General features: G+C 70.0%; 23 protein-coding genes. 15 read left to right on the plus strand and 8 right to left on the minus strand.

The genetic code is table 11. The features are described from left to right. Positions 1–20: 20 nt before the first annotated feature. Positions 21–482 carry a DUF5318 domain-containing protein gene (locus ACFHVL_RS02990; protein WP_416625298.1) on the minus strand — a complete coding sequence of 154 codons (462 nt, stop codon included), beginning with the start codon at positions 480–482 and terminating at the stop codon, positions 21–23. Between the two features lie 229 nt (positions 483–711). On the opposite strand from ACFHVL_RS02990, the gene ACFHVL_RS02995 reads away from it, so the two are divergent. Together ACFHVL_RS02995 and ACFHVL_RS03000 are read left to right on the plus strand one after the other, a co-directional pair. Beyond that, entirely contained in the window at positions 712–1,380 is a 669-nt protein-coding gene (locus ACFHVL_RS02995; RefSeq protein ID WP_416625300.1) for a PadR family transcriptional regulator, read from the plus strand. A gap of 23 nt (positions 1,381–1,403) precedes the next feature. Continuing rightward, entirely contained in the window at positions 1,404–2,483 is a 1,080-nt protein-coding gene (locus ACFHVL_RS03000) for an inositol-3-phosphate synthase (protein WP_416625373.1), read from the plus strand. A gap of 100 nt (positions 2,484–2,583) precedes the next feature. On the opposite strand, the gene ACFHVL_RS03005 is transcribed toward ACFHVL_RS03000, so the two are convergent. The 3 genes from ACFHVL_RS03005 to ACFHVL_RS03015 form a co-directional block, all read right to left on the minus strand. After that, the gene (locus tag ACFHVL_RS03005) at positions 2,584–3,066 is read right to left on the minus strand and encodes a methylated-DNA--[protein]-cysteine S-methyltransferase (protein WP_416625302.1); all 483 of its coding nucleotides are present in this window, start codon (positions 3,064–3,066) and stop codon (positions 2,584–2,586) included. A 7-nt stretch (positions 3,067–3,073) separates the two neighbouring features. Next, positions 3,074–3,694: a GNAT family N-acetyltransferase gene (locus ACFHVL_RS03010; protein WP_416625304.1), complete on the minus strand. Its 621-nt coding sequence runs from the start codon at positions 3,692–3,694 to the stop codon at positions 3,074–3,076. Positions 3,695–3,780: 86 nt separating this feature from the next. Continuing rightward, positions 3,781–4,002: a hypothetical protein gene (locus ACFHVL_RS03015; protein ID WP_416625306.1), complete on the minus strand. Its 222-nt coding sequence runs from the start codon at positions 4,000–4,002 to the stop codon at positions 3,781–3,783. Between the two features lie 624 nt (positions 4,003–4,626). On the opposite strand from ACFHVL_RS03015, the gene ACFHVL_RS03020 reads away from it, so the two are divergent. From ACFHVL_RS03020 to ACFHVL_RS03030, 3 genes are all read left to right on the plus strand, one after another. Beyond that, complete coding sequence (locus tag ACFHVL_RS03020) at positions 4,627–5,016, plus strand: hypothetical protein (RefSeq protein WP_416625307.1); 390 nt, start codon at positions 4,627–4,629, stop codon at positions 5,014–5,016. A 348-nt stretch (positions 5,017–5,364) separates the two neighbouring features. After that, on the plus strand, positions 5,365–5,889 hold the full coding sequence (locus tag ACFHVL_RS03025; protein WP_416625308.1) for an NfeD family protein: 525 nt from the start codon (positions 5,365–5,367) through the stop codon (positions 5,887–5,889). A 34-nt stretch (positions 5,890–5,923) separates the two neighbouring features. Next, the gene (locus ACFHVL_RS03030) at positions 5,924–7,468 is read left to right on the plus strand and encodes a flotillin family protein (RefSeq protein WP_416625309.1); all 1,545 of its coding nucleotides are present in this window, start codon (positions 5,924–5,926) and stop codon (positions 7,466–7,468) included. A 100-nt stretch (positions 7,469–7,568) separates the two neighbouring features. Here ACFHVL_RS03030 and ACFHVL_RS03035 read toward each other — a convergent pair whose 3' ends face one another. Then, positions 7,569–8,324, minus strand: coding sequence for a hypothetical protein (locus ACFHVL_RS03035; RefSeq protein WP_416625310.1), 756 nt, complete (start codon positions 8,322–8,324; stop codon positions 7,569–7,571). A gap of 127 nt (positions 8,325–8,451) precedes the next feature. Beyond that, complete coding sequence (locus ACFHVL_RS03040) at positions 8,452–9,993, minus strand: CCA tRNA nucleotidyltransferase (protein ID WP_416625311.1); 1,542 nt, start codon at positions 9,991–9,993, stop codon at positions 8,452–8,454. Between the two features lie 59 nt (positions 9,994–10,052). On the opposite strand from ACFHVL_RS03040, the gene ACFHVL_RS03045 reads away from it, so the two are divergent. The 8 genes from ACFHVL_RS03045 to ACFHVL_RS03080 all read left to right on the plus strand — a co-directional run bounded on the left by ACFHVL_RS03045 (position 10,053) and on the right by ACFHVL_RS03080 (position 19,455). Further along, a complete protein-coding gene (locus tag ACFHVL_RS03045) occupies positions 10,053–11,063 on the plus strand; it encodes a hypothetical protein (RefSeq protein WP_416625312.1) in 1,011 nt (336 codons plus the stop codon). Between the two features lie 55 nt (positions 11,064–11,118). Beyond that, positions 11,119–12,924, plus strand: coding sequence for a murein biosynthesis integral membrane protein MurJ (gene murJ, locus ACFHVL_RS03050; RefSeq protein ID WP_416625313.1), 1,806 nt, complete (start codon positions 11,119–11,121; stop codon positions 12,922–12,924). 460 nt (positions 12,925–13,384) lie between these two features. Next, positions 13,385–14,923 carry a protein kinase domain-containing protein gene (locus ACFHVL_RS03055; protein WP_416625315.1) on the plus strand — a complete coding sequence of 513 codons (1,539 nt, stop codon included), beginning with the start codon at positions 13,385–13,387 and terminating at the stop codon, positions 14,921–14,923. Further along, positions 14,920–15,666, plus strand: coding sequence for an RNA polymerase sigma factor SigM (sigM, locus tag ACFHVL_RS03060; protein ID WP_416625317.1), 747 nt, complete (start codon positions 14,920–14,922; stop codon positions 15,664–15,666). Before ACFHVL_RS03055 ends, sigM begins: the two co-directional genes overlap by 4 nt. Then, on the plus strand, positions 15,663–16,643 hold the full coding sequence (locus ACFHVL_RS03065) for a hypothetical protein (RefSeq protein ID WP_416625318.1): 981 nt from the start codon (positions 15,663–15,665) through the stop codon (positions 16,641–16,643). The genes sigM and ACFHVL_RS03065 overlap by 4 nt, the downstream gene beginning before the upstream one ends. A gap of 114 nt (positions 16,644–16,757) precedes the next feature. Further along, positions 16,758–17,714, plus strand: coding sequence for a thioredoxin-disulfide reductase (gene trxB, locus ACFHVL_RS03070; protein ID WP_416625320.1), 957 nt, complete (start codon positions 16,758–16,760; stop codon positions 17,712–17,714). A gap of 38 nt (positions 17,715–17,752) precedes the next feature. Then, a complete protein-coding gene (gene trxA / locus ACFHVL_RS03075; RefSeq protein ID WP_416625322.1) occupies positions 17,753–18,076 on the plus strand; it encodes a thioredoxin in 324 nt (107 codons plus the stop codon). Positions 18,077–18,297: 221 nt separating this feature from the next. Next, positions 18,298–19,455 (plus strand): N-acetylmuramoyl-L-alanine amidase, encoded by a 1,158-nt coding sequence (locus tag ACFHVL_RS03080; RefSeq protein WP_416625324.1) that lies wholly within the window; start codon positions 18,298–18,300, stop codon positions 19,453–19,455. Positions 19,456–19,458: 3 nt separating this feature from the next. Here ACFHVL_RS03080 and ACFHVL_RS03085 read toward each other — a convergent pair whose 3' ends face one another. After that, positions 19,459–20,112 carry a GNAT family N-acetyltransferase gene (locus ACFHVL_RS03085; RefSeq protein WP_416625325.1) on the minus strand — a complete coding sequence of 218 codons (654 nt, stop codon included), beginning with the start codon at positions 20,110–20,112 and terminating at the stop codon, positions 19,459–19,461. 285 nt (positions 20,113–20,397) lie between these two features. Here ACFHVL_RS03085 and ACFHVL_RS03090 point away from each other — a divergent pair, with 285 nt between their 5' ends. Beyond that, positions 20,398–21,711, plus strand: a complete 1,314-nt coding sequence (locus tag ACFHVL_RS03090) for a PLP-dependent aminotransferase family protein (RefSeq protein WP_416625327.1) — start codon at positions 20,398–20,400, stop codon at positions 21,709–21,711. Between the two features lie 7 nt (positions 21,712–21,718). Continuing rightward, a complete protein-coding gene (locus ACFHVL_RS03095) occupies positions 21,719–22,702 on the plus strand; it encodes a D-alanine--D-alanine ligase family protein (RefSeq protein ID WP_416625329.1) in 984 nt (327 codons plus the stop codon). Here the strand turns inward: ACFHVL_RS03095 and ACFHVL_RS03100 are convergent. Further along, positions 22,661–23,752: a hypothetical protein gene (locus ACFHVL_RS03100; protein WP_416625330.1), complete on the minus strand. Its 1,092-nt coding sequence runs from the start codon at positions 23,750–23,752 to the stop codon at positions 22,661–22,663. The two genes, ACFHVL_RS03095 and ACFHVL_RS03100, sit on opposite strands and share 42 nt — an antisense overlap. Positions 23,753–24,193 lie beyond the last annotated feature (441 nt).

The following is a 24,193-nucleotide window of genomic DNA, read 5'->3' on the forward strand; positions in this document are numbered from 1 at the left end:
CAGCGGCCGGGCAGTTGGGTTCACCGGTGAGCCTCTCGCCTTCGTTTGCTCATGAGCGCCGGACCGCCACCAGACCCGGCCAGCGCGGCGCCCGCGTCGTCGGCGTCGGTCGGGTCCAGACCTTGCCGGCCGAGCAGGTACTGCTCGACCAGATGGTTCCAGTTGCAGACGCGACACACCTCGACGACGTACACCTGGAACTCACGCAGCGTCATCGCCAGGAGCGACAACTCAGCCCGGTTCCGGGCCTGCCCGGCGGACTGCTTCAGCTCATCACCGTAGATGTAGTGCACATGGGTCAGGTTCTCGCGGTGGCAGATCGGACAAGGCTCCTCCGTCGACTCGCCGTGGAACCGAGCTGCGTTCTTCAGGTACGGCGAGGCATCGCACACTTCGTAGGTGCCGACCCGGCCAGACAGAACGTCCCGCAGCACTGCTCGCCGCTGTAGCGAGTAGTCGACGATCCGCCGCTGAGAACGCATGGAATCGAGCGTACGCGGTCCGGGCTGAACTTGGCGACCGCCGTCACCTTCGGTAGCCAATCGCATGCGGAGGAACATTTGCCGGCCGACCGGATCCCGTCTACCGTGTCGATGTATCGGGCCGATACATCGGCTCGGTGAACCGCAGGCAGCCGCTGGCCAGCTCCCGGCAACCGACCTCGGTGAACGGCGAACGACGACCGAACGGCGACCAGGCAGGAGGGACAGCATGCTGGAACTGGCCATCCTCGGCCTGCTTCAGGAGTCCCCGATGCACGGCTACGAGCTCCGCAAGGAACTCGCCGCCAAACTCGGTGCCATCCGCGCCGCGATCAGCTACGGATCGCTCTACCCCACCCTGCGCCGGCTGCAGACCAACGGCCTCATCGCCGAGGCCGACGACCCGCCGACCGCCGACGTGGAGATCCCCGCGCTCACCAGCCGACGGGGCAGGGTCGTCTACACCATCACCGCCGAGGGCAAGGAACGGTTCGCCGACCTGATCGCCCAGGCCGGCCCGGAGACCTACGAGGACACCGGGTTCGGCGTGCACTTCGCCTTCTTCTCCCGGACCGACCGGGCCACCCGGCTACGGATCCTGGAGGGTCGGCGACGCAAGATCGAGGAACGCCGGGAAGGACTCCGCGACGTGCTCAGCCGCGCCGCCGAGCGCCTCGACGCGTACACCCTCGAACTTCAGCGGCACGGACTCGACGCCTGCGAGCGCGAGGTCCGTTGGCTGGAGGAACTGATCGCCAACGAGCGGTCCGGCCGTGCCCCGCGCACCGGCCACCTCGACCCCACGCACAACGAACCCGCAGCAAGCGAACCGCCTCCGCCTGGACAGACCAGGGAAGCTTCGCCCGGACAACCCGGACAGGAGCAGGAGCGGCCGTGAAGAACAAGAAGGAGGCAAACGCGATGGGCTCCGTCCGCGTCGCCATCGTCGGTGTCGGAAACTGCGCCTCGTCCCTGGTCCAGGGCGTGGGGTACTACCGCAACGCCGACCCAAACGACCGCGTCCCGGGTCTCATGCACGTCACCTTCGGCGACTATCACGTCTCGGACGTCGAGTTCGTCGCGGCGTTCGACGTGGACGCCAAGAAGGTCGGCATGGACCTCGCGGAGGCGATCAGCGCCAGCGAGAACAACACGATCAACTTCTGCGACGTACCGCCCACCGGGGTGCTGGTGCAGCGTGGCCCCACCCTCGACGGCGTCGGTGAGTACTACCGGGAGATCATCCACGAGTCCGACCAGCACCCGGTCGACATCGCCCAGGCATTGCGGGACGCCCGCGCCGACGTGGTCGTCTGCTACCTGCCGGTCGGCTCCGAGCAGGCGGCCCGGCACTACGCCCAGGCCGCCATCGACGCCGGCTGCGCGTTCGTCAACGCCCTACCGGTCTTCATCGCCTCGGACCCGACCTGGGCCCAGAAGTTCACCGACGCCGGGCTGCCGATCGTCGGCGACGACATCAAGAGCCAGGTCGGTGCCACGATCGTGCACCGCGCCCTGGCCAAACTCTTCGAGGACCGTGGCGTCGAGCTGCTGCGCACGTACCAGCTCAACTTCGGCGGCAACATGGACTTCATGAACATGTTGGAGCGCACCCGACTGGTCTCCAAGAAGATCTCCAAGACCCAGTCGGTGACCTCCCAGGTACCACACGAGATGGCCAAGAGCGACGTACACATCGGGCCGTCCGACCATGTGCCGTGGCTGGACGACCGCAAGTGGGCGTACATCCGGCTGGAGGGCCGCTCGTTCGGCGACACCCCGCTCAACGCGGAACTCAAGTTGGAGGTGTGGGACTCCCCCAACTCCGCCGGTGTGATCATCGACGCGTTGCGTGCCGCGAAGATCGCGCTGGACCGGGGGGTCGGCGGGCCGATCCTCTCCGCGTCGTCCTACTTCATGAAGTCGCCGCCGGAGCAGTATGCCGACCACGACGCCCACCAGGCCGTCGAGGACTTCATCGCCAACAAGATCGAGCGCTGAACCAGACCGCTCGTCGTCGCACGCCTGCGGGGCGGGGTCACCAGCCGGCTGGTGACCCCGCCCCGCAGGCGTCGCTCGGTGGCCGGTGCCGGGCGGACTGTCAGCTCCAGGCCTGGCGCAGTGCCACCCCGGCCTCCAACTCCAACAGGTGCCGCTTGCGCGGCAGGCCACCGCCGAAGCCGACCAGCTTGCCGCCGGCACCGATGATCCGGTGACAGGGCACGATCACCGGGATCGGGTTGCGGTTGCAGGCCACCCCCACCGCCCGGGCAGCCTGCCGGTCACCCAACGCGGCGGCGACCGCCCCGTAGGTCTCGGTCCGCCCGTACCCGATGTCGGTCATCCGCCGCCAGACGGCGCGCTCGAAGTCGGAGCCCTGCCGCACTGACAGCGGCACCGTGAACCTGGTCAGCTCACCGGCGAAGTAGCCGCGCAGCTCGTCGAGCGCCGTCTGTAGCGTCGGGTCGGTGGTCGGTCCGTCGTCGACCCCGTCGGCCCGCCCGAACAGCACCCGACACACGCCGACGTCGTCTGCGGCCACCGAAAGCCCACCTATCGGTGAGTCGAGCACCGCCCATCGCATCCGTCGATCATCCGCCGTCGCCGGCCGGATCGGCAAAGGGTGGCACCGCGGCCGGGTCGGCAGACGGTGGTGGCACCGCGGCCGGGTCGGCAAACGGTGGTGGCACCGGTGCCGACATGAACAGGGCCACCTCGTCGTCGTACGGCGGCAGGTAGCGCGTGGTGTCGATGCCGGTCAGCACGAACCCGAGCCGGCGGTACGCCCGTACCGCCGCGATGTTGACGTTCTGGGTCTCCAGCCAGAGCTCCCGGGCGCCGTTCTCCCGGGCAGTGACCGCGACGAGGCCCAGCAGTTCCCGGGCCAGCCCTCGCCGGCGGTGCGTCGGGGCGACGTGCAGCTCGTTGACGACCTGCCGCCCGTTCCAGCGCTCGTAGGTGGTCGCCATGAAGCCGACCGGCCGCGTGTCGGTGACGGCGAGCGCGTACAGATCCCAGGGTCGGCTGCCGGCGGTGACACCCTCGGTCAGGTCGTAGCGCCGGCTCAGCGGTGGCACCGGAGTCTCCCGGAGCCTGAAACCGTCCTCGCGCACAGCGACCTGATAGACGGACGTGGCGGAGAACGACGTGTCGAGCTGGTGGATGGCGTCAAGGTCAGCGTTACTGATCTTGGACCGGACGAGGACCTGCACCAGCCGATTCTGTCATCGCGACGGTGCCGTGCGGGAACCGTCGGATCTGGTGGGATGGTGCGACCTGTTGATCGTTCGGGGCTCGGTCAGCCGATGAAACGCAGCCGCTCACGGGTGCCGTCCGGATAGGTCACCTGCAGAGATCCGCCACCCCGTTCCACCGCGTCGAGAATCGCGTCATAGAGCAGCACCGAGCGGTTGAGTATGTCGGTCTTGGAGTCACCGGTCTCACCGGCAATCTTCTCCAACGCCTGAATGGCTCGCGGCGTGAAGTTCGCCGTCACTCGGGTCAGCGTGCCGGTGGTCACCGTCGCTGGCTGGACCGCGCTCTCGCCAGCTGGGTCGACCTGACCGGATGGACGTCGACCGCCCGGGGCCGACCGCACGTCGTCGGGGGTTTTCCTTACCGAGCTCATGACTGCCTTCCTCCTTCACGGCTACCCGCACCCCCTGCACATAAGTCACTGTAAGTAACCGGACGGGCGTACGTTGTACATGATGCCACATCTGACCTCAACATGCGCTCACCTGGTGCGCGTTTGATGCATCTCAGACGTACGATGTGCCATATCCACCAAACGGCTGGATCTTGATGCGGCCAAGCTAGTCGCTCCTGACTGACGAATCAATCTTGCCCCCAGGAGCACTGCGACAACCGCTCGTATCGAGTTGCGGACGTCACTGGAAGGAGGTTCACAAGGCCGTGCACGAAGCTGGCTGCGGCCCGCCGGCGACCACGCGGCACCCCTGCGCACCCGCCGTGCCCCCGCAGGGACCCGCTGTGACGCCAGGGCGATCCAGGCGAAGCGCGTGTATGCCATGTGTGCGTGATGTGCGCGTGTCGCGCCCGTTGTGAGCTACTCTCAGTTGCATAGACTGCTGTACCGTAGCGCCGGTCACTCTGGGTTGCAGACGAGAATGTGAGACGACGGATGGCAGTAGCACCGCCACAGGACGGCCAAGAAGACCTGGAGATCGACCTCACCCACGAAAGGCCGAGCGCCAAGGCGGACGAGGTCCCACTACAACTGGACAGAGTCTCCGTCACCTTGAGAAGTCGGTTGATCACGGCAGGAGGTGCCGTCGAGGTGAAAGGGCAGCTCCACCAAGCGGTGAACCTGGTGATCCTGTGTATGGCGGGCCTCGGCACCGCCGCTCTGACAGCCGTCGTCTGCCGGTCCGTAGACGTGCCCTTCTGGTGGCTGACCATGACGCTGGCCATCGTCGGAGGAACCGGCGTGTTCGTCGTGGGACTGCGCCTGCTCCGTGCGGCACCCGGGTCATCCGATGGCACCACCGCCACTCCGGGCAAGACCAGCTGACCAGCACCGAGAACTACCGGAAGGGAACAACGTGTCTCAGACCCTCGACCTCAGGCTGGACCGCCGATGGCTGGTCCGCGTCACATGGTCCCCACCGCAACTGCTCCGGAACGGGTACGTCGAGAACATCGTTCTGGACAGTGACTCGCAACTGCAGTCACAGCTGCTCTCGCTCGCCACGGATCCATGGGTTCAGGACATCCACTGCGAGCGCTACTTCGGAACACTGCCGGCTCGGCAGTATCCGACAGCTGTCAGCTGACCGACCCTGATCGTCGGCAGAGCCGGCATCGAAGGGTGTCAACCAGCTACGAGCCTCTTTGCAGGCAAGGGCTATCGTCACGGGGTGTGGACACCGGAACACTAGTATTTCTCGTCATCGGCGGCCTGGGGGTGGCGGTCCTCGCCGTCGGGCTGCTCGGCGGCGAGTTGCTGCACCTCGGCAACGTCGGTGCCGACGGCCCGGTGTCGGTGGAGGTGGTCGCCGGCTTCGCCGGGGCGTTCGGCTTCGCCGGCGCCATCGCGAACGAACTGCTCGGTGCCGGCAGCGCCAGCCTGACGCTCACCGCCGCCGCGATCGGCGTCGCCGCCGCGGTGCCCACCGGCTGGCTGACCGCGCGGCTGTCCCGCGCCGCCCATGACATGCCCACCGACGCGACCCCCACCCGCCGCGACCTGGTCGGCACGCTCGGCGTCGTGATCACCCCGATCCACCCCGGCGGGTACGGCGAGATCCGGGTCCGTCTCGGCGGGCAACCGGTCAAGCTGAACGCTCGCGCCGACCGGACCATCCCGCTGGGCACCCAGGTCTTCGTCGTCGAGGCGGTCAGCGACACCAGTGTCGTCGTCGAGCAGATCTCCACGATCCAGTGACATCGAGATCCACCCCATCTCCTAAGGAACCCGCATGCCCCCACTGCTCATCGCGATCGTCGGCGCCGCGGCGTTGGTGCTCGTCCTCATCCTCTTCGTGCTCTCCAGGATCAAGGTCGCCGGCTCCAACGAGGCGTTCATCGTCACCGGCCGCAAGGGTCGCACCACCCAGGCGCTCGACGGTTCCCGCTCCACCGACATGTCCGGGCAGAAGGTCGTGATGGGCGCCTCGGTGTTCGTCCTGCCGGTCGTGCAGAAGCTCCAGGTGCTCGACCTGTCCAGCCGCCGAATCCACGTCGAGATCACCGGCGCGGTCAGCAAGCAGGGCATCCGCGCCAACCTGCAGGGTGTCGCGATCGTCAAGATCGGCGGTACGGAGGACGCGATCCGCGCCTCCGCCCAACGCTTCCTGCACCAGCAGGACGAGATTGAGGACTTCACCCGGGAGGTCCTCGCCGGTGCGCTGCGGTCGATCGTCGGCCGGCTCACCATCGAGGAGATCATCCGGGACCGGGCCGCCTTCGCCAGCGCGGTCGCCGAGGAAGCCGAACACTCGATGACCAACCAGGGTCTGGTGCTCGACACCTTCCAGCTGCAGGACATCATCGCCGAGGGCACCTATCTGCAGGACCTCGGCCGGCCGGAGGCGGCCCGGGTGCTCAAGGACGCGGCGATCGCCGAGGCACGGGCCCGTCAGGCAGCCGAGCAGGAACGGCTGCTCGCCGAAGAGGCGATCGCCGAAGCCAACCGGAACCTGTCACTCAAGCAGGCGTCCATCGCGGCCGAGATCGACGCCGCCAAGGCCAGGTCGGCGGCAGCCGGCCCACTGGCCCAGGCCGAACGCGACCAGGCCATCCTCTCCGAGCAGCAGAAGGTCGCCGAGCGCAACGCCGAGCTGAAGGAACGCCAGCTCGACACCGAGGTACGCAAGCCGGCAGACGCGGCACGCTACCGGGTAGAGCAGGAGGCGGAGGCGGCTCGTAGCGCCGCCGTGCTGGGTGCCGACGCCGAGCGGCAGGCGACCATCGCCGCTGCCCAGGCCTCCGCCGAGCAGGCCCGGCTCACTGGTGAAGGTGAGCGCTCCCGGCGGGCGGCACTGGCCGAGGCGAACGCCATCGAAGGTGCCAAGGAGGGCGAGGCCGAGCAGCGGCGGCGTACCGCGATCGCCGATGCGTTCGAACGGGAAGGCCACGCCGAGGCGGCGGCGATCCGGGCCCGCGGTGAGGCCGAGGCGGAGGCGATGGCCCGCAAGGCCGAGGCGTTCGCCGCGTACGGCGAGGCCGCCGTACTGGACCTGCTGGTCAAGGTGCTGCCGCAGGTGGTGGAGGCGGCCAGCGCCCCGATGGGCGCGATCGACAAGATGACCGTCATCTCCACCGACGGGGCGTCGGCGCTGACGAAGTCGGTGGCCAACAACGTGGCGCAGGGTCTGCAGCTCGGCACCGACCTGACCGGGATCGACCTGGCCGGGATGCTCGCCAGGCTCGGTGGCGCCAGCGCGGAGGCGACCGACGGCGGACGTGCCGACCGCACGCCACTGACCGGATCAGCGACCGAAACCGGCGTGGACAAGGGCTGACCTCGCGCCCGGAAACAGGACGGCGGGTCCGGGTCGCTCCCCGGGCCCGCCGCTTCCGTCGAAGGCTCTGATCGCCGGCTCTGATCGCCGACGCCAGCCGTCAGAGCCGGGCCATCTGTACGGTGTACAGGTTCGTCTGCTGGGTCAACGTGTCACCGCCGCACCGGTAGTTGGCCGGATCGATGTTGCCGGCCAACTCCTCTTCCTTCGGTTCGATACCAGGTGCGCTCAACGTGACCAGTCCGTCGGCGTTCACGTCGGTGAAGGAGACTGCGCCATCGAGGGCGCGGTAGTGGTAGGTGATCGTCCCGGTGAAGGTGAGCGTGACGGTGATCCCGGAGACCTCCCCTTCGAAGTCGGTGCCGTCGCCGTAGTGGATGGCGCCCAGTCCGTCCTCGCGCAGCTCGACCCGGGCACCCGGCCCGACGCCGACGAACCGGGCGGTCCCGAACGGCGCGGGTAGCGCGATGTCCTCCTCGTGCGATTCCACCTCCCAGGAGCCGACCACGCAGGGGTCGATCGACGGGGGTGCGGAACCACGCTGAGTCACGGACGCACTCGGGGTCGGCGAAGGGCTCGGATCGGCCGTCACCCGGTCGGTATCGCCACTGCCGGCAGTGCGGGCCACCAGCACCACACCGATCGCGGCGACCAGCACAGCGAGCGTGGAGCCGAGCGCCACCAGCGGCACCAGATAGGAACGGCCCCGGTTCGTCGCTGGTGGCGGTGCCTCCGGCTGGGCGGGCTGGGGCGGATAGCTGTGCGGAGCCGGTGGAACGCCGCGCAACGTACCGCAGTTCAGGCAGTAGCCGGCCTGGTTGACGGACCCACCGCCACAGACCGCGCACGGCTGCATCTGGCCCTCCCGGTTGGTCGATCGCCGGCCGACGCCGACCGCCCAGCGGTCGCCCGGCCTGTCCGCCCTGCGACGGTAGTCGAGCAGCACGACGGCCGGTAGCCGGTGGATCGGGCCGGGCGTACCGTCAACCGGCGTCCGGCAGGATCCCTTCGGACCGGGCCCAGCGCACCAGCTCCGCCTCGGCCTCGTCGCGGTCCAGTGGGCCGCGTTCCAGCCGTAGCTCCTTCAGATGCCGCCAGGCACGCCCGATGACCGGCCCCGGCGGTACGCCGAGCAGCTCCATGATCGCGTTACCGTCCAGGTCGGGACGCACCCGGGCGAGGTCCTCCTCGGCCTGGATCCGGGCGATCCGCTCCTCCAGCGCGTCGTAGTCGGCGGCAAGCGCGGCCGCCTTACGCCGGTTACGGGTGGTGCAGTCCGATCGGGTCAACTTGTGCAGCCGGCCCAGCAGGTCACCGGCGTCGGTGACGTAGCGGCGGACCGCCGAGTCGGTCCACTCTCCCCGGCCGTACCCGTAGAACCGCAGGTGCAGCCCGACCAACGTGGCCACCTGCGCGATCATGTCCTTCGGGTAGCGCATCGCCTTCATCCGCTGCCGGGTCAGCCGGGCGCCCACCACCTCGTGGTGGTGGAAACTGACCCGGCCGTCCGACCCGACCGCCTTGGTCGCCGGCTTGCCCACGTCGTGCATGAGCGCCGCCATCCGCAGGGCGAAGTCGCAGCCGTCGTCCTCCAGCCGTACGGCGTTGCTCACCACGGTCAGGGTGTGCTCGTACACGTCCTTGTGCTGCGCGTGCTCGTCGATCTCCAGGCGCAGCCCGGACAGCTCCGGTAGGAAGTGGTCGGCCAGCCCGGAATCGACCAGCAGCCGCAGCCCGGTGACCGGGTCGGCGCCGCAGAGCAGCTTGGTGAACTCGTCCCGGACCCGCTCGGCGGTGATCCGGTCCAGGTCCGGGGCCATGGTGGCCATCGCCGCGCGGACGTCGGGGTGCACGGCGAAGCGCAGCTGCGCGGCGAACCGGGCCGCGCGCAGCATCCGCAGCGGATCGTCACCGAACGACTCCTGCGGTGTTCCCGGCGTACGGATGACCTTGGCGGCCAGGTCGGCGACGCCACCGTACGGGTCGGTGAACCGGTGCTCGGGCAGGCTGACCGCCATCGCGTTGATGGTGAAGTCCCGCCGCCGCAGGTCGTCGATCAGGTTGGTGCCGTACGCCACGACCGGGTTGCGGGTCACCCCGTCGTACGCCTCCGCGCGAAACGTGGTGATCTCCAGCGTCAGCCCACCGCGCCGGGCACCGATGGTGCCGAACTCCCGGCCGGTCTCCCAGGTCGCCTCCGCCCAGCCGGCCAGCACCCCCAGGGTCTGATCGGGGTGCGCGTCGGTGCAGAAGTCGAGATCGTTGCCGAGCCGGCCGAGCAGCGCGTCGCGTACCGAGCCGCCGACCAGGTGCAGCTCGTGCCCGGCGGCGACGAACCGGCGGCCCAGCTCGTCGGCGACGGGGGAGACCCGGAGCAGTTCGGCGACGGCGTTGCGTTGCACGGCGGTCAGGTCCCGGGGCTGTGCGGCGGGCGGTGAACCGGCGGCGGGCGGGTCGCTGACCGGTGAGCCGGGGCCGGTTCGGGTGTCGGTGTCGGTGGCGCGGGGCGCGGAGGTATCGGACATGGGATCGCCAGACTATCCGCTGTGGCCCTCGCCGCAGCCGCCGGGCAGGATGAATCACCGTGCCTGTTCCCGAGCATCTGTGCAGCCTGACCGCTGATCCGGCGTTCTGGGCGGCGTACCTGCCGCCGGCCGGCGAGCCACCGGCCGGTCACCCCGCCGAACTGCGACTGCCGCTGCCGGTCGCCGGCGGGTACGGGCTGGTCCTCGACGTCGACCTCGCCTACGGCGAGTGTCAGCTCGGGCTGCGCCAACCCGGCGCCAGCGAACCGGTGCCGCTGTCGCGTCTGGACGCCGGCCGGCCGTTCGCACCGGTGCTGCGCTGGGCGGAGCTGGACCTTATCGGCCGGGTGGTCGCCCTCGACGACCCGGCGTGGCCACACCCAGGTCTGCTGGTGGCGCTGCTGCACCGCTACGCCCCACCGGCGGATGAGCGTGGCGAGACGGATCGGGCGGCCACGATGCTGGCCACCGCGCTGCGCGCACTGCGCCGCGCCGACGGCGACGGTGACGGTGACGACAGCGACGGTGACGGCGGCATCGCGAGCGAGCCCGCCGGTCCGCAGCAGCCGCCGCTGGCGTTGTTCACCGACCCGTCGTGGTGGCCGACGCCGGTCACGGCGGATCCGCAGATCTTCGACGACGACGCGGTGGCCCAACGGGTCCGCGACCACCTCGACCACGGCGAACAGGTGCAGTGGCGGTACGCGGCCGGCTGGGGCTGGGTGACCGCCGGGAACATCCCCGACGGCGGTACGCCGGCCCGTGCCCCCGGTGCCGAATCGTTTCCGTTCGACGGCGTCACCGAGTTGGTACGCCGAGCGGCCGACCGGCACCGCCGGTTGTTGGACACCCCGTGGCGGCGGGCACCGGCCGTCGCGCCGCTGGCCCGACGGATTCGCGACCGGGGCGACCTGGCGGCGGTGCCGTCGCTCGCGCAGGCGTTGCAGGCGGCTGGTTGTGATCATCCGACGGTGCTCGACGCGCTGACCGAGCCGGTGGTGCCGGCCGAAGCCGCCTGGGTGGTCGACGCACTGTCGGGCATCGTCCCGGCCGACGACGACGGCCGATAGGGTCGAGCCTGCGCCCGGAGTGCACGGTCCCGGCGTACCGTCGGGTGGAGGTTCGATGAGCAGCGGGTTGTACCGGAGCACGAACGCCGACCCGGACAGGCACGGTTTGGTTTCAGACGGGCCCGGTCCGGATCCGGACGGTGCCACCCGGATCTCGGTCGGCCCCGGCGGGCAACCGCTGGTGGAGGCGACCGCACCGCCGGGCGAACCGCCGGCGACGACGCCCGGCCCGCCGGGCGAGCCGGATCAGCCCGAGGGCGGCAGCGCCGCCAGCAACAGCGCGGTCATGGCACTGGGCAGCCTGGTCAGCCGGGGCACCGGATTCCTGCGTACGCTCGTGCTTGCCGCCGCGCTCGGCGGGTCGCTGGTCGGCAACGCGTACACCACCGCGCAGATCTTTCCCGGGATGGTCTACGAGTTCCTGCTCGGCGGGATCCTGACCAGTGTGCTGGTGCCGGTGCTGGTGCGACGGCGCAAGTCGGACGCGGATCAGGGCCAGGCGTACGCGCAGCGGTTGCTGACGCTGGCGGTGCTCGCGCTCGCGGGCGCGACGCTGGTCGCGATGGCCGCGGCACCGGTGCTGACTCTTCTGTACTCCAGTGACCGCACCACCGGTGAGTTCCGGGAACTGGTCACCCTGCTGTCGTACCTGATGTTGCCGATGATCTTCTTTACCGGATTGTCGGCGCTGGTGAGCGCGCTGCTGAACACCCGGGGCCACTTCGCCGCGCCGATGTGGGCGCCGATCCTGAACAACCTGGTGGTGATCGCCACCCTCGGCACGTACATCGCGGTCTTCGGTGCCCGGATCGTCAGTCCGGACGAGATGACCGCTGGCCGGATCGTGCTGCTCGGTGGCGGCACGCTGCTCGGCGTGATGGTGCAGGCCGCCGGGCTGCTCCCGGCCCTGCGCAAGGTGGGCTTCCGGTGGCGCTGGCGGTTCGACTTCCGGGCGCTCGGCCTCGCCGAGCTGGGTCGGCTCGGCGCCTGGATGTTCTGCTACGTCGCGGTCAGCCAGCTCGGCCTGGTGGTGGTCTTCAACCTGCTGAATCGCGCCGGCGACGACGACGAAGCCGGCCCGTTGATCTACAACAACGTGTTCCTGCTGATGATGATGGCGCACGGCATCATCGCGGTTTCGGTGATCACCGCGTTGATGCCCCGGATGAGCAGCGCCGCCGCCGACGGGCGGTTGGCGGACGTGGCGGCCGACCTGTCCCGGGGCACCCGGACGGTCACCGCGGTACTCGCGCCGATCGCGGTCTGTTACGCGGTGCTGGCCACGCCGTTGTCGACCGCTCTGTTCCGGTACGGCGCGTTCAACACCGAAGCCGCCGAAGCCACCTCGGTCGTGCTGCTGGCTGCGGCGGCCGCGCTGGTGCCGTTCGCGGTCAGCCAGCTGTTCACCTTCGCGTTCTACGCACTGCCGGACACCCGGACCCCTGCTCTGATCAACATCCCGGTGGTGCTGCTGCGGGTGCTGGTGCAGGTGGGGTTGTACGTCATGCTGTCCGTGCAGTTCGCCGCCGCCGGCCTGATGGTCGGCAACGCGGTGTCGTACCTGGCGGCGGCGGTGCTGTCGGCCTGGTTGCTCCGCCGACGGGTGGGCCGGATCGGATTCGGCGCGATCATGGTCACCTTCGGCAAGGTCGCGCTGGCGGCGGCCGGTGCCGCCCTGGTGGGCTGGCTGGTGGTCACGGTGTTGCCGGGCGGCGACTCGCCTGGCCAGGTGACGTCGTTCGTCCAACTTCTGGTCGGCGGGGCGGCGATCGCGGCGGCCTATCTCGGCCTGTCGGTGGCGCTGCGCATCCGGGAGGTCAACGACCTGCTGATGATGGTCCGGCGGCGGCTCGGGCGCTGACCCCGGTCCGGAGCGACTTGCCCACGCCCTGTGGATTGCCCTGTGGATAACTTCGCCTACCGCGCTCAACAGCAGGTCAGACCCTGTGGATAACCGAGGACCACGATCGCCGCTACGGGCCGTGGCCGGACTCGGCCCGGGAGGGTCCCGATCGGGTGGGCAGTGGCACCCGGGCGGTACAACGTATATTCGCGCCGGAGGTTATGCGTTCGGGCCGCGGCGGTGTGATCGCCTGGCGCGGGCCGCGTGAAGCTGACATGTTGGTCGCTGCGGAACCCGGGTAAGGTCGCTTTGGACGGGTGCGTGCGACATCTATCGTAGGAAGCGACGTCCCACCGACGTGAGCCGGTCAGCGAGTATTCCGATACCGTGAGAACAAGCACCTACCGTGAGAACAAGCACGACACCCGCGACAATCAGGACCGGCCGTTCGATCGAAGCGACCAACAAAGGAGGTCGGGTGACCCAGGTCGGCGAGGGCCGGGGGGCGGATGCGGCCAATCCGCCCGTGATGGCCCTCGATGCGCCCACGGTCGGCGAGATCCTCGCCGACCGCTACCAGCTGGCTGAGCACGTCAACAACGACAGTGCGGGCCGGCAGGTCTGGCGCGGCGTCGACGTGGTGCTGCGCCGCCCGGTCGCGGTGGTGCTGCGCTATCCCGGCGGCGACTCCGCGATGGAGATGCTCCAGGCAGCCGTACGGGCGAGTCGGGTCATCCACTCCAACCTCGTCGGGGTCTACGACGCAATCGACGAGGGGCAACGCGCCTACGTCGTGCGTGAGTGGGTCGATGGCGACTCGTTGCGCGAGGTCATCGCCGGCAGTGGCCCACTCGACGCCGCCCGGGCGACGATGATCGCCCACTCGGTGGCCTCCGCCATCGCCGCTGTCCATGCGACCGGCATGGTGCACGGAAACATCCACCCCGGCACGGTGATGATCGGCCACGACGGACGCGTGGTCCTCGCCGACGCCCGGTCCGACGGCTCGGACACCTACGAAACCGACATCCGGGCCATCGGCGGTGTCCTCTACTTCGCGATGACCGGGCACTGGCCACACCACGAGGCTGGCCGCAGCGCGCTGCCGGACGCCCTGCGCGATGCCACCGGGGCGGTCGCCGCGCCGCGTCAGCTGCGCGCCGGCGTACCGGCGTACCTCGACGACCTGACCATGGACCTGCTCGACCCACGCCTCGCGCTACCTTCCTCGGAGGTGCTGGCCGCGGAGCTGAGCCGGCTGGACGCCGCGACCGAGGAGCACTATCTCGACAGCGTCGGCCCGCTGCGGTTCTCCGCCTCGGACGATCCGGTCGAGACTCCCCCGGCGTCCCGCCGCAAGATCGCCGCAGGCGTGGCCGGACTACTCGTCATCGCCGTCACCGGACTCTTCTTCGGCATCAACGCGCTCGCCAACAACAGCGACGGCGGCGGCGATGGTCTGCCGACCCCGCCGGATGCCCAGGCAACCGCCACGCCGGGCCCGACCGAGACCAGCGCCGCGGCCCAGCCGCGACCGATCGCCCTCACCGCCGACCAGGTGCGCATCGTCGACGCCGACGGCGCCCGCGACGAACTCGACGGTGTCGCGGCCACCGTCGACGGCGACACCAACACCGGTTGGGAGACCGACGCCTACGAGCGCAGTCCCAACTTCGGCAACCTCAAACGCGGCATGGGCGTACTCATCGACCTGCAGGAACCTCGGTCGGTGACCAGCGTCCGGGTGGAGCTGTCGGCCGCCGGCGCGTCCGCCGAGTTGCTGGCCGGGCCGGCCGACCCGGGGTCGAGCCGCGACGGCGACACCCAGGTCGTGGACACCTTCACCGACCGGATCGGCGAGCCGTTCGAGAACGCCGACGGCGCGACCCTCACGTTCAGCGGGTTCTCCGCCGACGAGACCTACCAGTACCTGCTGGTGTGGATCACCAAGTTGCCTCCGATCGGCGGCGAAAGGTACCAGATCGGTGTGCAGGAGATAACGGTAGAGGGGCCATGACCGTACGCCGGGCTGACCTCGGCGACGACGACCTGCTCCGGGCCCATGTCGAGGGCGATCCGGAGGCCTTCGCCGAGCTGTTCCACCGGCACCGCGACCGGCTCTGGGCGGTCGCCCTGCGTACGTTGAGCGACCGGGAGGAGGCCGCCGACGCCCTGCAGGACGCGCTGCTGTCCGCGCATCGCGGTGCCGCCCGGTTCCGTGGTGACTCTGCGGTCACCACCTGGTTGCACCGCATCGTGGTCAACGCCTGCCTGGACCGGCTCCGCCGACGTAAGGCGCACCCCACCGTGCCGTTGCCGGACGGCAACCGCGACGACGAGAGGGTGCGCGGCGTCGAGCCGGCGGCGCCCGCCGTCGACCATGACACCGCGCTGGTGGTCCGGCAGGCACTCACCGAGCTGCCGGTGGAACAACGTGCCGCGCTGATCCTGGTCGACGTGCAGGGTTACCCGGTCGCCGAGGTCGCGTTGATGCTCGGAGTCGCCGAGGGAACCGTGAAGAGCCGGTGCGCGCGGGGGCGCGCCCGCCTCGCCGGCCTGCTGGGCCATCTACGCCCGCCTCGCACGGATGTCCCGACCGTACCCGGGTCGGGGTCAGGGTCGGCCTCGTCCGGCTCGCTGCCGGCGGCGTCGGTACAGTCGCTCGCGCCACGGAACCCCCGCCGCCTCGACGACGTCCCATCTGGGTCCGCACGCCCATCCGGGTCCGCGCACGGTGACAGTGGCAAGGAGGAACGGTGACCGCCGACCAGTTCGAGGAGGTCGATCGGGATCTGCTCGCCGACTATGTCGGTGGGGCGCTCGACGGCACCCTGGAACAGGTCGTGGTGCGACGGCTGGTCGCCGAGCGGCCGGCCTGGCGGGCAGCCCACGACGAGTTGCTCGGCGCGTCCCAACTGGTCCGGGGGATGCTGGCGCAGTGGGGCAGCGGCGTCGAACCCATCCCACAGGGGGTCGCCGACCGGATCAACGCGGCGCTGGCCGCCGAGCCACCCGCCGACGTACTTACCGGTTCCGACATGTCGCCGCTGCGAACGTCAGCAGGCCAGTCGTCGCCAGATGCTTCGCCTTCGCCCGCACCGGACGCCCTACCGACGCCGACGCCGTTGGCGGCGACACGGGCGCGGCGGGCTGGCCGACGCTGGCAGCGGATGGCCGCGCCCATCGCGGTCGCCGCGGCGACCGCCGCCTTCGCCGGCTTCGGGCTGGACCACCTGTTCGGTGACGACCTCGCCACCGACTCCAGCACCACCGCCGCTGGCGCGCCGGAGAGCGCCACCGGGCCGCCGACGGCCGAGGACAATGGTCCGGCCAGCACGATGATGGAGCCACCCCCGCCACGGGTGACGTTCAGCGGCACCGACTACCAGCGCGCGACGATCGTCGCGGCGGCGGCCGACCGGACCGGCACGGACTTCGGGCAACCCGCCCCAGGCGGCGACACCGTGCTGCAGGAACCGCCCAGCTCGGTCGCCGCGCCGCTGCGCCGGCTCGGCGAGCCGGCGGCGCTCGCGGACTGCCTCGCAGCGGTGACCAGCGAGCACGGCAACGGAGTGCTCAGTGTCGGTCTGGTCGACTTCGCGGCTTTCGAGGGTGCCGCCGCCCTCATCGTCGCCTTCACCGACAGCAGCGGCTCCTCGTGGGTCTGGGTCAGCGGACCTGACTGTGGTACGCCTTCAGCCGGCGCGGACACCCGTTACTCGACACAGGTAGGGTGACCGTACCGCCGCGTGACCTGGACCACGCGGCACCGGAACGGGAATGACGCCCCGACGCCGTGACGTTCCTATCAACGGTCGCCGATTGGCAGAATCACACCTTGGGAGTCGGCAGTGGACGAGGTCCGTAACCTGATCATCATCGGCTCGGGTCCGGCCGGCTACACCGCCGCGGTGTACGCCGCACGTGCCAACCTGAACCCGCTCGTCATCGAGGGGGTGCAGTCCGGCGGTGCCCTGATGACCACGACCGAGGTGGAGAACTTCCCGGGCTTCCCCGACGGGATCATGGGTCCGGAGCTGATGGACTCGATCCGCAAGCAGGCCGAGCGCTTCGGCGCCGAATTCGTCACCGACGACGTGACCCGGGTGGACCTGGCCGACACCGGGACCCCGGGCGGGGCTGAGACCAGCACCGTGTACGTCGGCGAGACCGCCTACCGGGCGAAGTCGGTGATCCTCGCCACCGGCTCCGCGTGGCGGCCGCTCGGCGTACCCGGCGAGCAGGAGTTCCTGGGTCACGGGGTCTCATCCTGCGCCACCTGTGACGGATTCTTCTTCCGTGGCCAGCACATCGTCGTGGTCGGCGGTGGCGACTCGGCGATGGAGGAGGCGACCTTCCTCACCCGCTTCGCCGAGTCCGTGACGATCGTGCACCGCCGCGACGAGTTCCGGGCCAGCCAGATCATGGCTGCCCGCGCCCTCGGCAACGAGAAGATCCGGGTCGAGTGGAACAGCGTCGTCGAGGAGATTCTCGGCTCCGACGGTAAGGTCTGCGGGGTCCGGATCCGTAACGCACACACCGGCGAGGCCAAAACGCTCGACGTCACCGGCGTCTTCGTCGCGATCGGCCACGACCCGCGCAGCGAGATGTTCCGCGGCCAGGTCGAGCTCGACGAGAACGGCTTCGTCACGGTCGACTCGCCGAGTACCCGCACCAGCGTGCCGGGCGTGTTCGCCGCCGGTGACCTGGTCGATCACACCTATCAGCAGGCGATCACCGCCGCCGGCAGCGGTTGCGCGGCGGCGCTCGACGCCGAGCGCTACCTCGCCACACTCGAAGAGGTCTGACCGCCGGCGCAGCCGGGCGGTCGAGGAGGAGGATTCCCGTGGGAGCTACCCGAGCGGTCACCGAGGCCAGCTTTGCCAGCGACGTACTCATGTCCGACAAGCCGGTACTGGTCGATTTCTGGGCTGAATGGTGCCAGCCGTGCCGCAAGGTCGCGCCGCTGCTCGAGGAGATCGCCGCCGAGATGGGCGACAAGGTGTCGATCGTCAAGCTGAACATCGACGAGAACCCGGAGATCGCCCGCAAGTACCGGGTGATGTCGGTGCCCACCCTGACGGTGTTCAAGGGTGGCGAACCGGTGCAGTCCGTTGCCGGTGCCCGGCCAAAGGGCGACCTGGTGAAGCTCATCGAGTCGGCCTTCTGAGGCCAGCCCACCAAGGCGGGTGACGAGGCCGGCCCCGGTCGGACCGGGGCCGGCCTCGTCACCTGTCTGCTCGGGCGCACAATCGGTTCCCCGAGGTTGATCGGCCGCCCAGCCGGGTACTCCCCTGTACGGCCCGCATCACGACAACCCTGATACGGGCACTCCGCAGGCGGGTTAGGCTCCGGACGTCCCGCTCGAAGCAGGGGGGAGGTCGGCGTCTCGTGCGTCCTATCCGCCGTGACGATCAGGGTCCCGCCGTGGCCGAGATCCGCTCTATCCTGGTCAGCCTGGATCTGCTTGAACCGGCCCCGGGCGCGGACTTCTTCGACCCCACGACCGAACACGCCGTACGCGCGTTTCAACAGTGCCGCGGACTGAGCATCGACGGTCGGGTTGGCGCCGAAACCTGGCGGGCGCTGGACGCCGCCCGCTGGCGGCTCGGCGACCGGTCGCTCTACCACTCGGTCCCGGATCCGCTGGTCGGCGAGGACGTCCGAGCCCTGCAGGAGCGGCTGCTGGAAATGGGATACGACGTGGGCCGGGCGGACGGCATCTACGGCGGCCGTACGGCGCACGCCGTCACCCAGTTCCAGCGGGAGGTGGGCCTGACCGCGGACGGCAGTTGTGGCCCGTACACCATGCATGCGATCCGCCGACTGGGCCGCAAGGTCGTCGGTGGCCGGCCCCAGTGGCTCCGCGAGGTCGACGCTTTCCGCCAGTCCGGTCCCAACCTGGTCGGCAAGACGATCCTCGTCGACCCCGGCCACGGCGGCCCGGACCGGGGCGTCGTCGTCGCCGAAGGGGAGTTGCGCTGGTCGGAGGCGGATCTCGCGTACGACCTGGCGGCCCGGTTGGAAGGTCGGCTGGCCGCCGCCGGAATGCGGGTGCACCTGACCCGGGGGCCGATGACCGACCAGGCGCTGAGCGACCCGGAGCGGACCCGGTTCGCCAACGAGATCGGCGCGGACCTGCTCATCTCGATCCATGTCGACGGGCACGCGAATCCGGCGGCAGAGGGGGTGGCGACCTACCACTACGGGACCGGCAACGGGGTCACGTCGACCGTCGGTGAACGCCTCGCCGGGTTGGTGCAGCGGGAGATCGTGGTCCGCACCGGGCTGCACGACTGCCGGGTGCATGCCAAGAGTTGGGAGCTGCTGCGACTGACCCGGATGCCGGCGGTGCGGGTCGACGTGGGCTATCTGACCTCTGCCGGGGACCGACGACGGCTGATCCAGCCGGCCTTTCGCGACCAGGTCGCCGAGGCGCTCGTCGCCGCCGTCCAGCGGATGTACTACCCCGTCGAGTTGGACGTCCCGACCGGCTCGATCGACGTCCGCACGTTGCGGGCCGTCGTGGATGTCCCCGCGACGGCCTGACCGTCAGTTGGTCATCGCCCGGGTGGCGGGACGCAGCAGGCTCTCCGGGCTCATCGAGCCGAGCAGCTTCTCCAACGCGTACTCCACGTCCGACTTCCATGACAGCGCAGTCCGCAGCTCCAGCCGCAGCCGGGGAAACCTCGGGTGCTGCCGGACCGTCTTGAAGCCCACCGACAGGAAGAAGTCGGCCGGCGCGAGGCAGCTACGCCGCTCCGGCGGCCCGTCCGGATCGGCGGCGGCGTCGCCGAACGCCTCGATCGCCTTGATCCCGCGTTTGGTCAGATCCCGAGCGACCCCCTGCACCAGCATCCGGCCGAGTCCACCGCCAGCGAACGGCGACACCACGTGCGCGGTGGTCAGCAGTACGGCGTCGGCGGAGACCGGCGAGGTCGGAAAGGCCATCGAGCGTGGCAGGTAGGCCGGCGGCGCGTACATGACGAACCCGGCGGGCATCCCGTCGACGTAGGCGAGTTTGCCGCAGGAACCCCACTCGAGCAGGGTCTGGGACACCCAGGCCTCCTTGTCCAACGCCGGATCCCCGCTGGCTCTGGCCCGGTCGGCGGCGACCGGATCGAGCTCCCAGAACACGCAACGCCGGCAGGACCTCGGTAGTTCTTCCAACGTGTCCAGCGTCAAGCTGACCAGACGTCGCGACATCGGCGTATCTCCCACCAAACCGGTCGAGTGTCGAAACCTGCCGAGTTCCCCCACCCGCCGTCTCCTGCCCCAACCAGCGATCGTACGCCGCAACGACGCGCCAGGGGAGGGGTCGGACCGACATCCGGGCCACCACCGTCGCCAATTCGGATTCACTGGTCCGACATGTGGTCGGCGTGGTAATGCGCGGGCCGAACGACGACACGCCGGACTACCATCAGACGATCAGTGCGTGTCGCGGCCCGCCACGGCACCACCGGGGAGACGCGTATCGAGGTGAGGGTCATGACCGGCACGACGCTCGACGACTACACCGACCGCTATGCCCGCCGGGTCCGAGGGATGACCGCCTCGGAGATCCGGGCACTGTTCGCGGTCGCCAGCCGTCCGGAAGTCGTCTCACTCGCCGGTGGCGCACCGTACATCGCGGCCCTGCCGCTGGACGCGGTCGGCGAGATGCTCGGTCGGCTCGCCGCCGAGACCGGCAGTTCGACCCTGCAGTACGGCATCGGCCAGGGCACCCTCGACCTGCGGGAACGTATCTGCGAGGTGATGTCGCTCTCCGGCATCGACGTGTCGTCCGGTGCGTCCCCGGAGGATGTGGTGGTCACCGTCGGCGGCCAACAGGCGCTGGACCTGATCGCCCGCATCTTCCTCGATCCGGGTGATGTCGTCCTCGCCGAAGGACCCACCTACGTCGGTGCCCTCGGCGTCTTCCAGGCCGCCCAGGCGCAGGTGGTGCACGTTCCGATGGACGACGACGGGCTGATCCCGGAGGCACTCGATCAGGCGATCACCGAGGCGGCCCGGTCCGGGCGCCGGGTGAAGTTCCTGTACACCATTCCGAACTTTCAGAACCCGGCCGGCGTCACCCTCACCGACGAGCGGCGGGAGCGCGTACTCGACATCTGCGAGCGGGCCGGGCTGCTGGTCGTCGAGGACGACCCGTACGGTCAGCTCAGCTTCGACGGCCCGGCACCGGCACCGCTGCGCGCCCGCCGGCGGGCCGGGGTCTTCTACCTGAGCACCTTCTCCAAGACCTTCGCGCCCGGCCTGCGGGTCGGCTGGATTCTCGCTCCGCACGCGGTACGCGAGAAGCTGGTCATCGCCAGCGAGGCGCAGATCCTCTGCCCGAGCGCGTACGCACAGGCCGCGGTGTCCACCTATCTGGCCACGATGCCGTGGCAGGAGCAGCTCAAGATCTACCGCGAGGTGTACCGGGAGCGCCGGGACGCGCTGTTGGACTCGCTGGCCGATCTGATGCCCGCCGGCACCAGCTGGACCCGGCCCAGCGGTGGACTGTTCGTCTGGGCCTCGCTACCGGAGGGCCTGGACGCCAAGGCGATGGTGCCTCGGGCGATCGCCGCCCGGGTCGCGTACGTTCCCGGCACCGGCTTCTACGCCGACGGCTCGGGTTCCGGCAACATGCGGCTCAACTTCTCCTACCCGCCGCCGGAGCGAATCCGGGAAGGTGTCCGCCGGCTGGCCGGGGTGATGGAGCGGGAAGCCGCAATGCGCGAGGTGTTCGGTCCGGTGTCCGGTGGCGGAAGCCGACGCCGCCGCCCCGGCGCGGACACGCCCGGCCCCGACTTGGCATGATTCGGGCATGAGCCCACTGCCGGATCACTCCGCTGCCACCATGCCGGCCGAGCTGCGCGTCCTGGTTCTCGCCGGGGGTCTCTCCTATGAGCGGGACGTGTCGTTGAAGTCCGGCCGCCGGGTGCTGGACGCGTTGCGGTCGGCCGGGGTCGAGGCGGAGCAGCGCGACGCCGACATCGCGCTGCTGCCCGCCCTGAGCGCCGACGCCCCGGACGCGGTGGTAATCGCGCTGCACGGGGCGACCGGTGAGGACGGGTCACTGCGCGGTGTGCTCGACCTGTGTGGCGTGCCGTACGTCGGCTGCGACGCTCGCGCGGCCCGGCTGGCCTGGGACAAGCCGTCAGCCAAGACCGTGCTGCGGGAGGCCGGTATCCCCACCCCGGACTGGGTGGCACTGCCGCACGACCGGTTCTCCGAGCTCGGTGCGGTGGCGGTACTGGACCGGATCGTCGAGCGACTCGGGCTGCCGTTGATGGTCAAGCCGGCGCAGGGCGGCTCCGGGCTCGGAGCGGCCGTCGTACGGGCGGCAGGAGAGCTGTCCGCCGCGATGGTCGGCTGCTTCGCATACGACTCGACGGCGTTGGTGGAGCGGTACGTCCCCGGCATGGACGTGGCGGTCTCCGTCATCGACCGGGGGTCCGGGCCGGAGAGCCTGCCGGCCGTCGAGATCGTGGCCCGCAACGGGGTCTACGACTACGCGGCCCGTTACACCGCTGGACTGACGACCTGGCACGCTCCGGCCCGACTGGATCCGCAGACGGCCAGCGAGATCGCGGCGACCGCGGTCGCTGCCCACCGGGCACTCGGCCTGCGCGATCTGTCCCGGGTCGATCTGATCGTCGACGCCGACGGTCGTCCGCACGTGCTGGAGGTCAACGTTTCTCCAGGCATGACCGAGACCTCGTTGCTCCCGCTCGCGGTCCAGGCCGCCGGGTTGGACCTCGGCAGCCTACTTGCGACCTTGGTCGCTCGGGCCGCGGCTCGCGGCTGAGCCGGTCGCCGCGCCTGCGGTCGGCCCGCCTCTTGCTGAGCCCGAGGCTGCCGGGACCGTCTCGGGCTGGGCGCTTCGCCGGGACATCCCGGTCCCGGCAGCCTCGGTACCGACTGCCTGCTCGGCACAGTCGCTCGCCTCATCGTCAAGCTCCCCGCCTGGCTGGTCATCCTCGCTGCTGGTGACAGCGGCTCCGGTGTGCTCCGGCTCGGAGGCGGAGGCGTCGACGCCCGCTGGCACGGCGTCGGCCCTCGAGCTGCCGGGTACCGCGTCCTCCGGGTCGGCCGAATCGGGGGACGCGACGAGTTCGTCGAGGTCAGCGGCTGGCTCGATGCTCTCTATCGGCAGTACGGCGGCTGGCCCGTCGCCCGCTGCCCGCCCGTCGGCGTCCAGCTCGACACCGAATTCCCGGTCCGCGTCGAACGGGTGGCTGGCCTGCTCTAGAAGGTTCGACGGCGTCCGCCACTCGATCCGTGGCGGCTCGGCCAGCTGACGCCCACCGAACTCCGCGAGCCAGGCCGCCACCAGTGCCAGGTTCTCCCGCCATCGCGACTCCGTGATCGGCGGCAGAATGCTGTCCCACAGCGACAGGAAGGTCCCCCGTAGCTGCAGCTGCCCGTACGGCCGGGCCAGGAACCACAGGTGCAGGTGCGCGGATCCGTCCCCCCATCGGTTCACGTGCACCCGGGCCACGCCGTCGAGCGAGCGGACGGCTCGCTCCAGCCGTACGGTCATCACGCCGAGTTCGGCAGCGAGCAGATTCGGCAGGTCACCGAGATCGAAGTGCGACCTGGATTCCAGGATCAGCACCATCGGCAGCCCGGTCGGTCGGTCCATCGCCCGGACCCGCCAGCGCTCGCTGACCCAGATGTACGCGTCGTCCGGCGCGCTGCAGGACGAGCACTCCGCCGTCCCCTCCCCCTTGCGCGGTGGCTCGACGTCGACCGGATCATCGAGCTGCTTGACCCGTAGGTCGCCGTCGAAGGGGAAGGAGGGCCATCTCGCGAAATCGGGAACCGCGTCAGGGGTGTGTGGCACGAGGCTGACCATAACCGAGTCTGCTCACCCTGTCGTTCCCCGTTTCGGCCGGCCAGGGGTTCCTCCTGGTGTCGACCCGGCCGAGCGGTACGGCGGCGGTCATCCAGACCGTTGTCCACAGAAGTTATCCACAGGCAGACAACCCCGTCCACCCGCTGTTTCACGTGAAACCAGGTGCCCTGTGGAAAACGCCTGTGGAAAACATCGGATCGATGTGCGCCGCCTTGACGCCGATGCCACGGTCGCCCCTGACCCGCGCGGAGACACCCGCATTCCTCAACGAGTCACCGTCGCCAGCGGTCACCGCGGAGCGGGCGTGGATCTGGAGAAGCCGGTCCCGAACACCGTCATGAAGGCCCGACCCAACCGGCGCAGCGGACCCGCGCCGCCGGAGGTCGGACCGGCAGGGGTCGGCCGCGCGGCGGGCATCGCCGCCCCTGGGCGGCAACGTCC

It is taken from the genome of Micromonospora sp. LOL_023, assembly GCF_048060115.1.
GTDB lineage: Bacteria > Actinomycetota > Actinomycetes > Mycobacteriales > Micromonosporaceae > Micromonospora_E.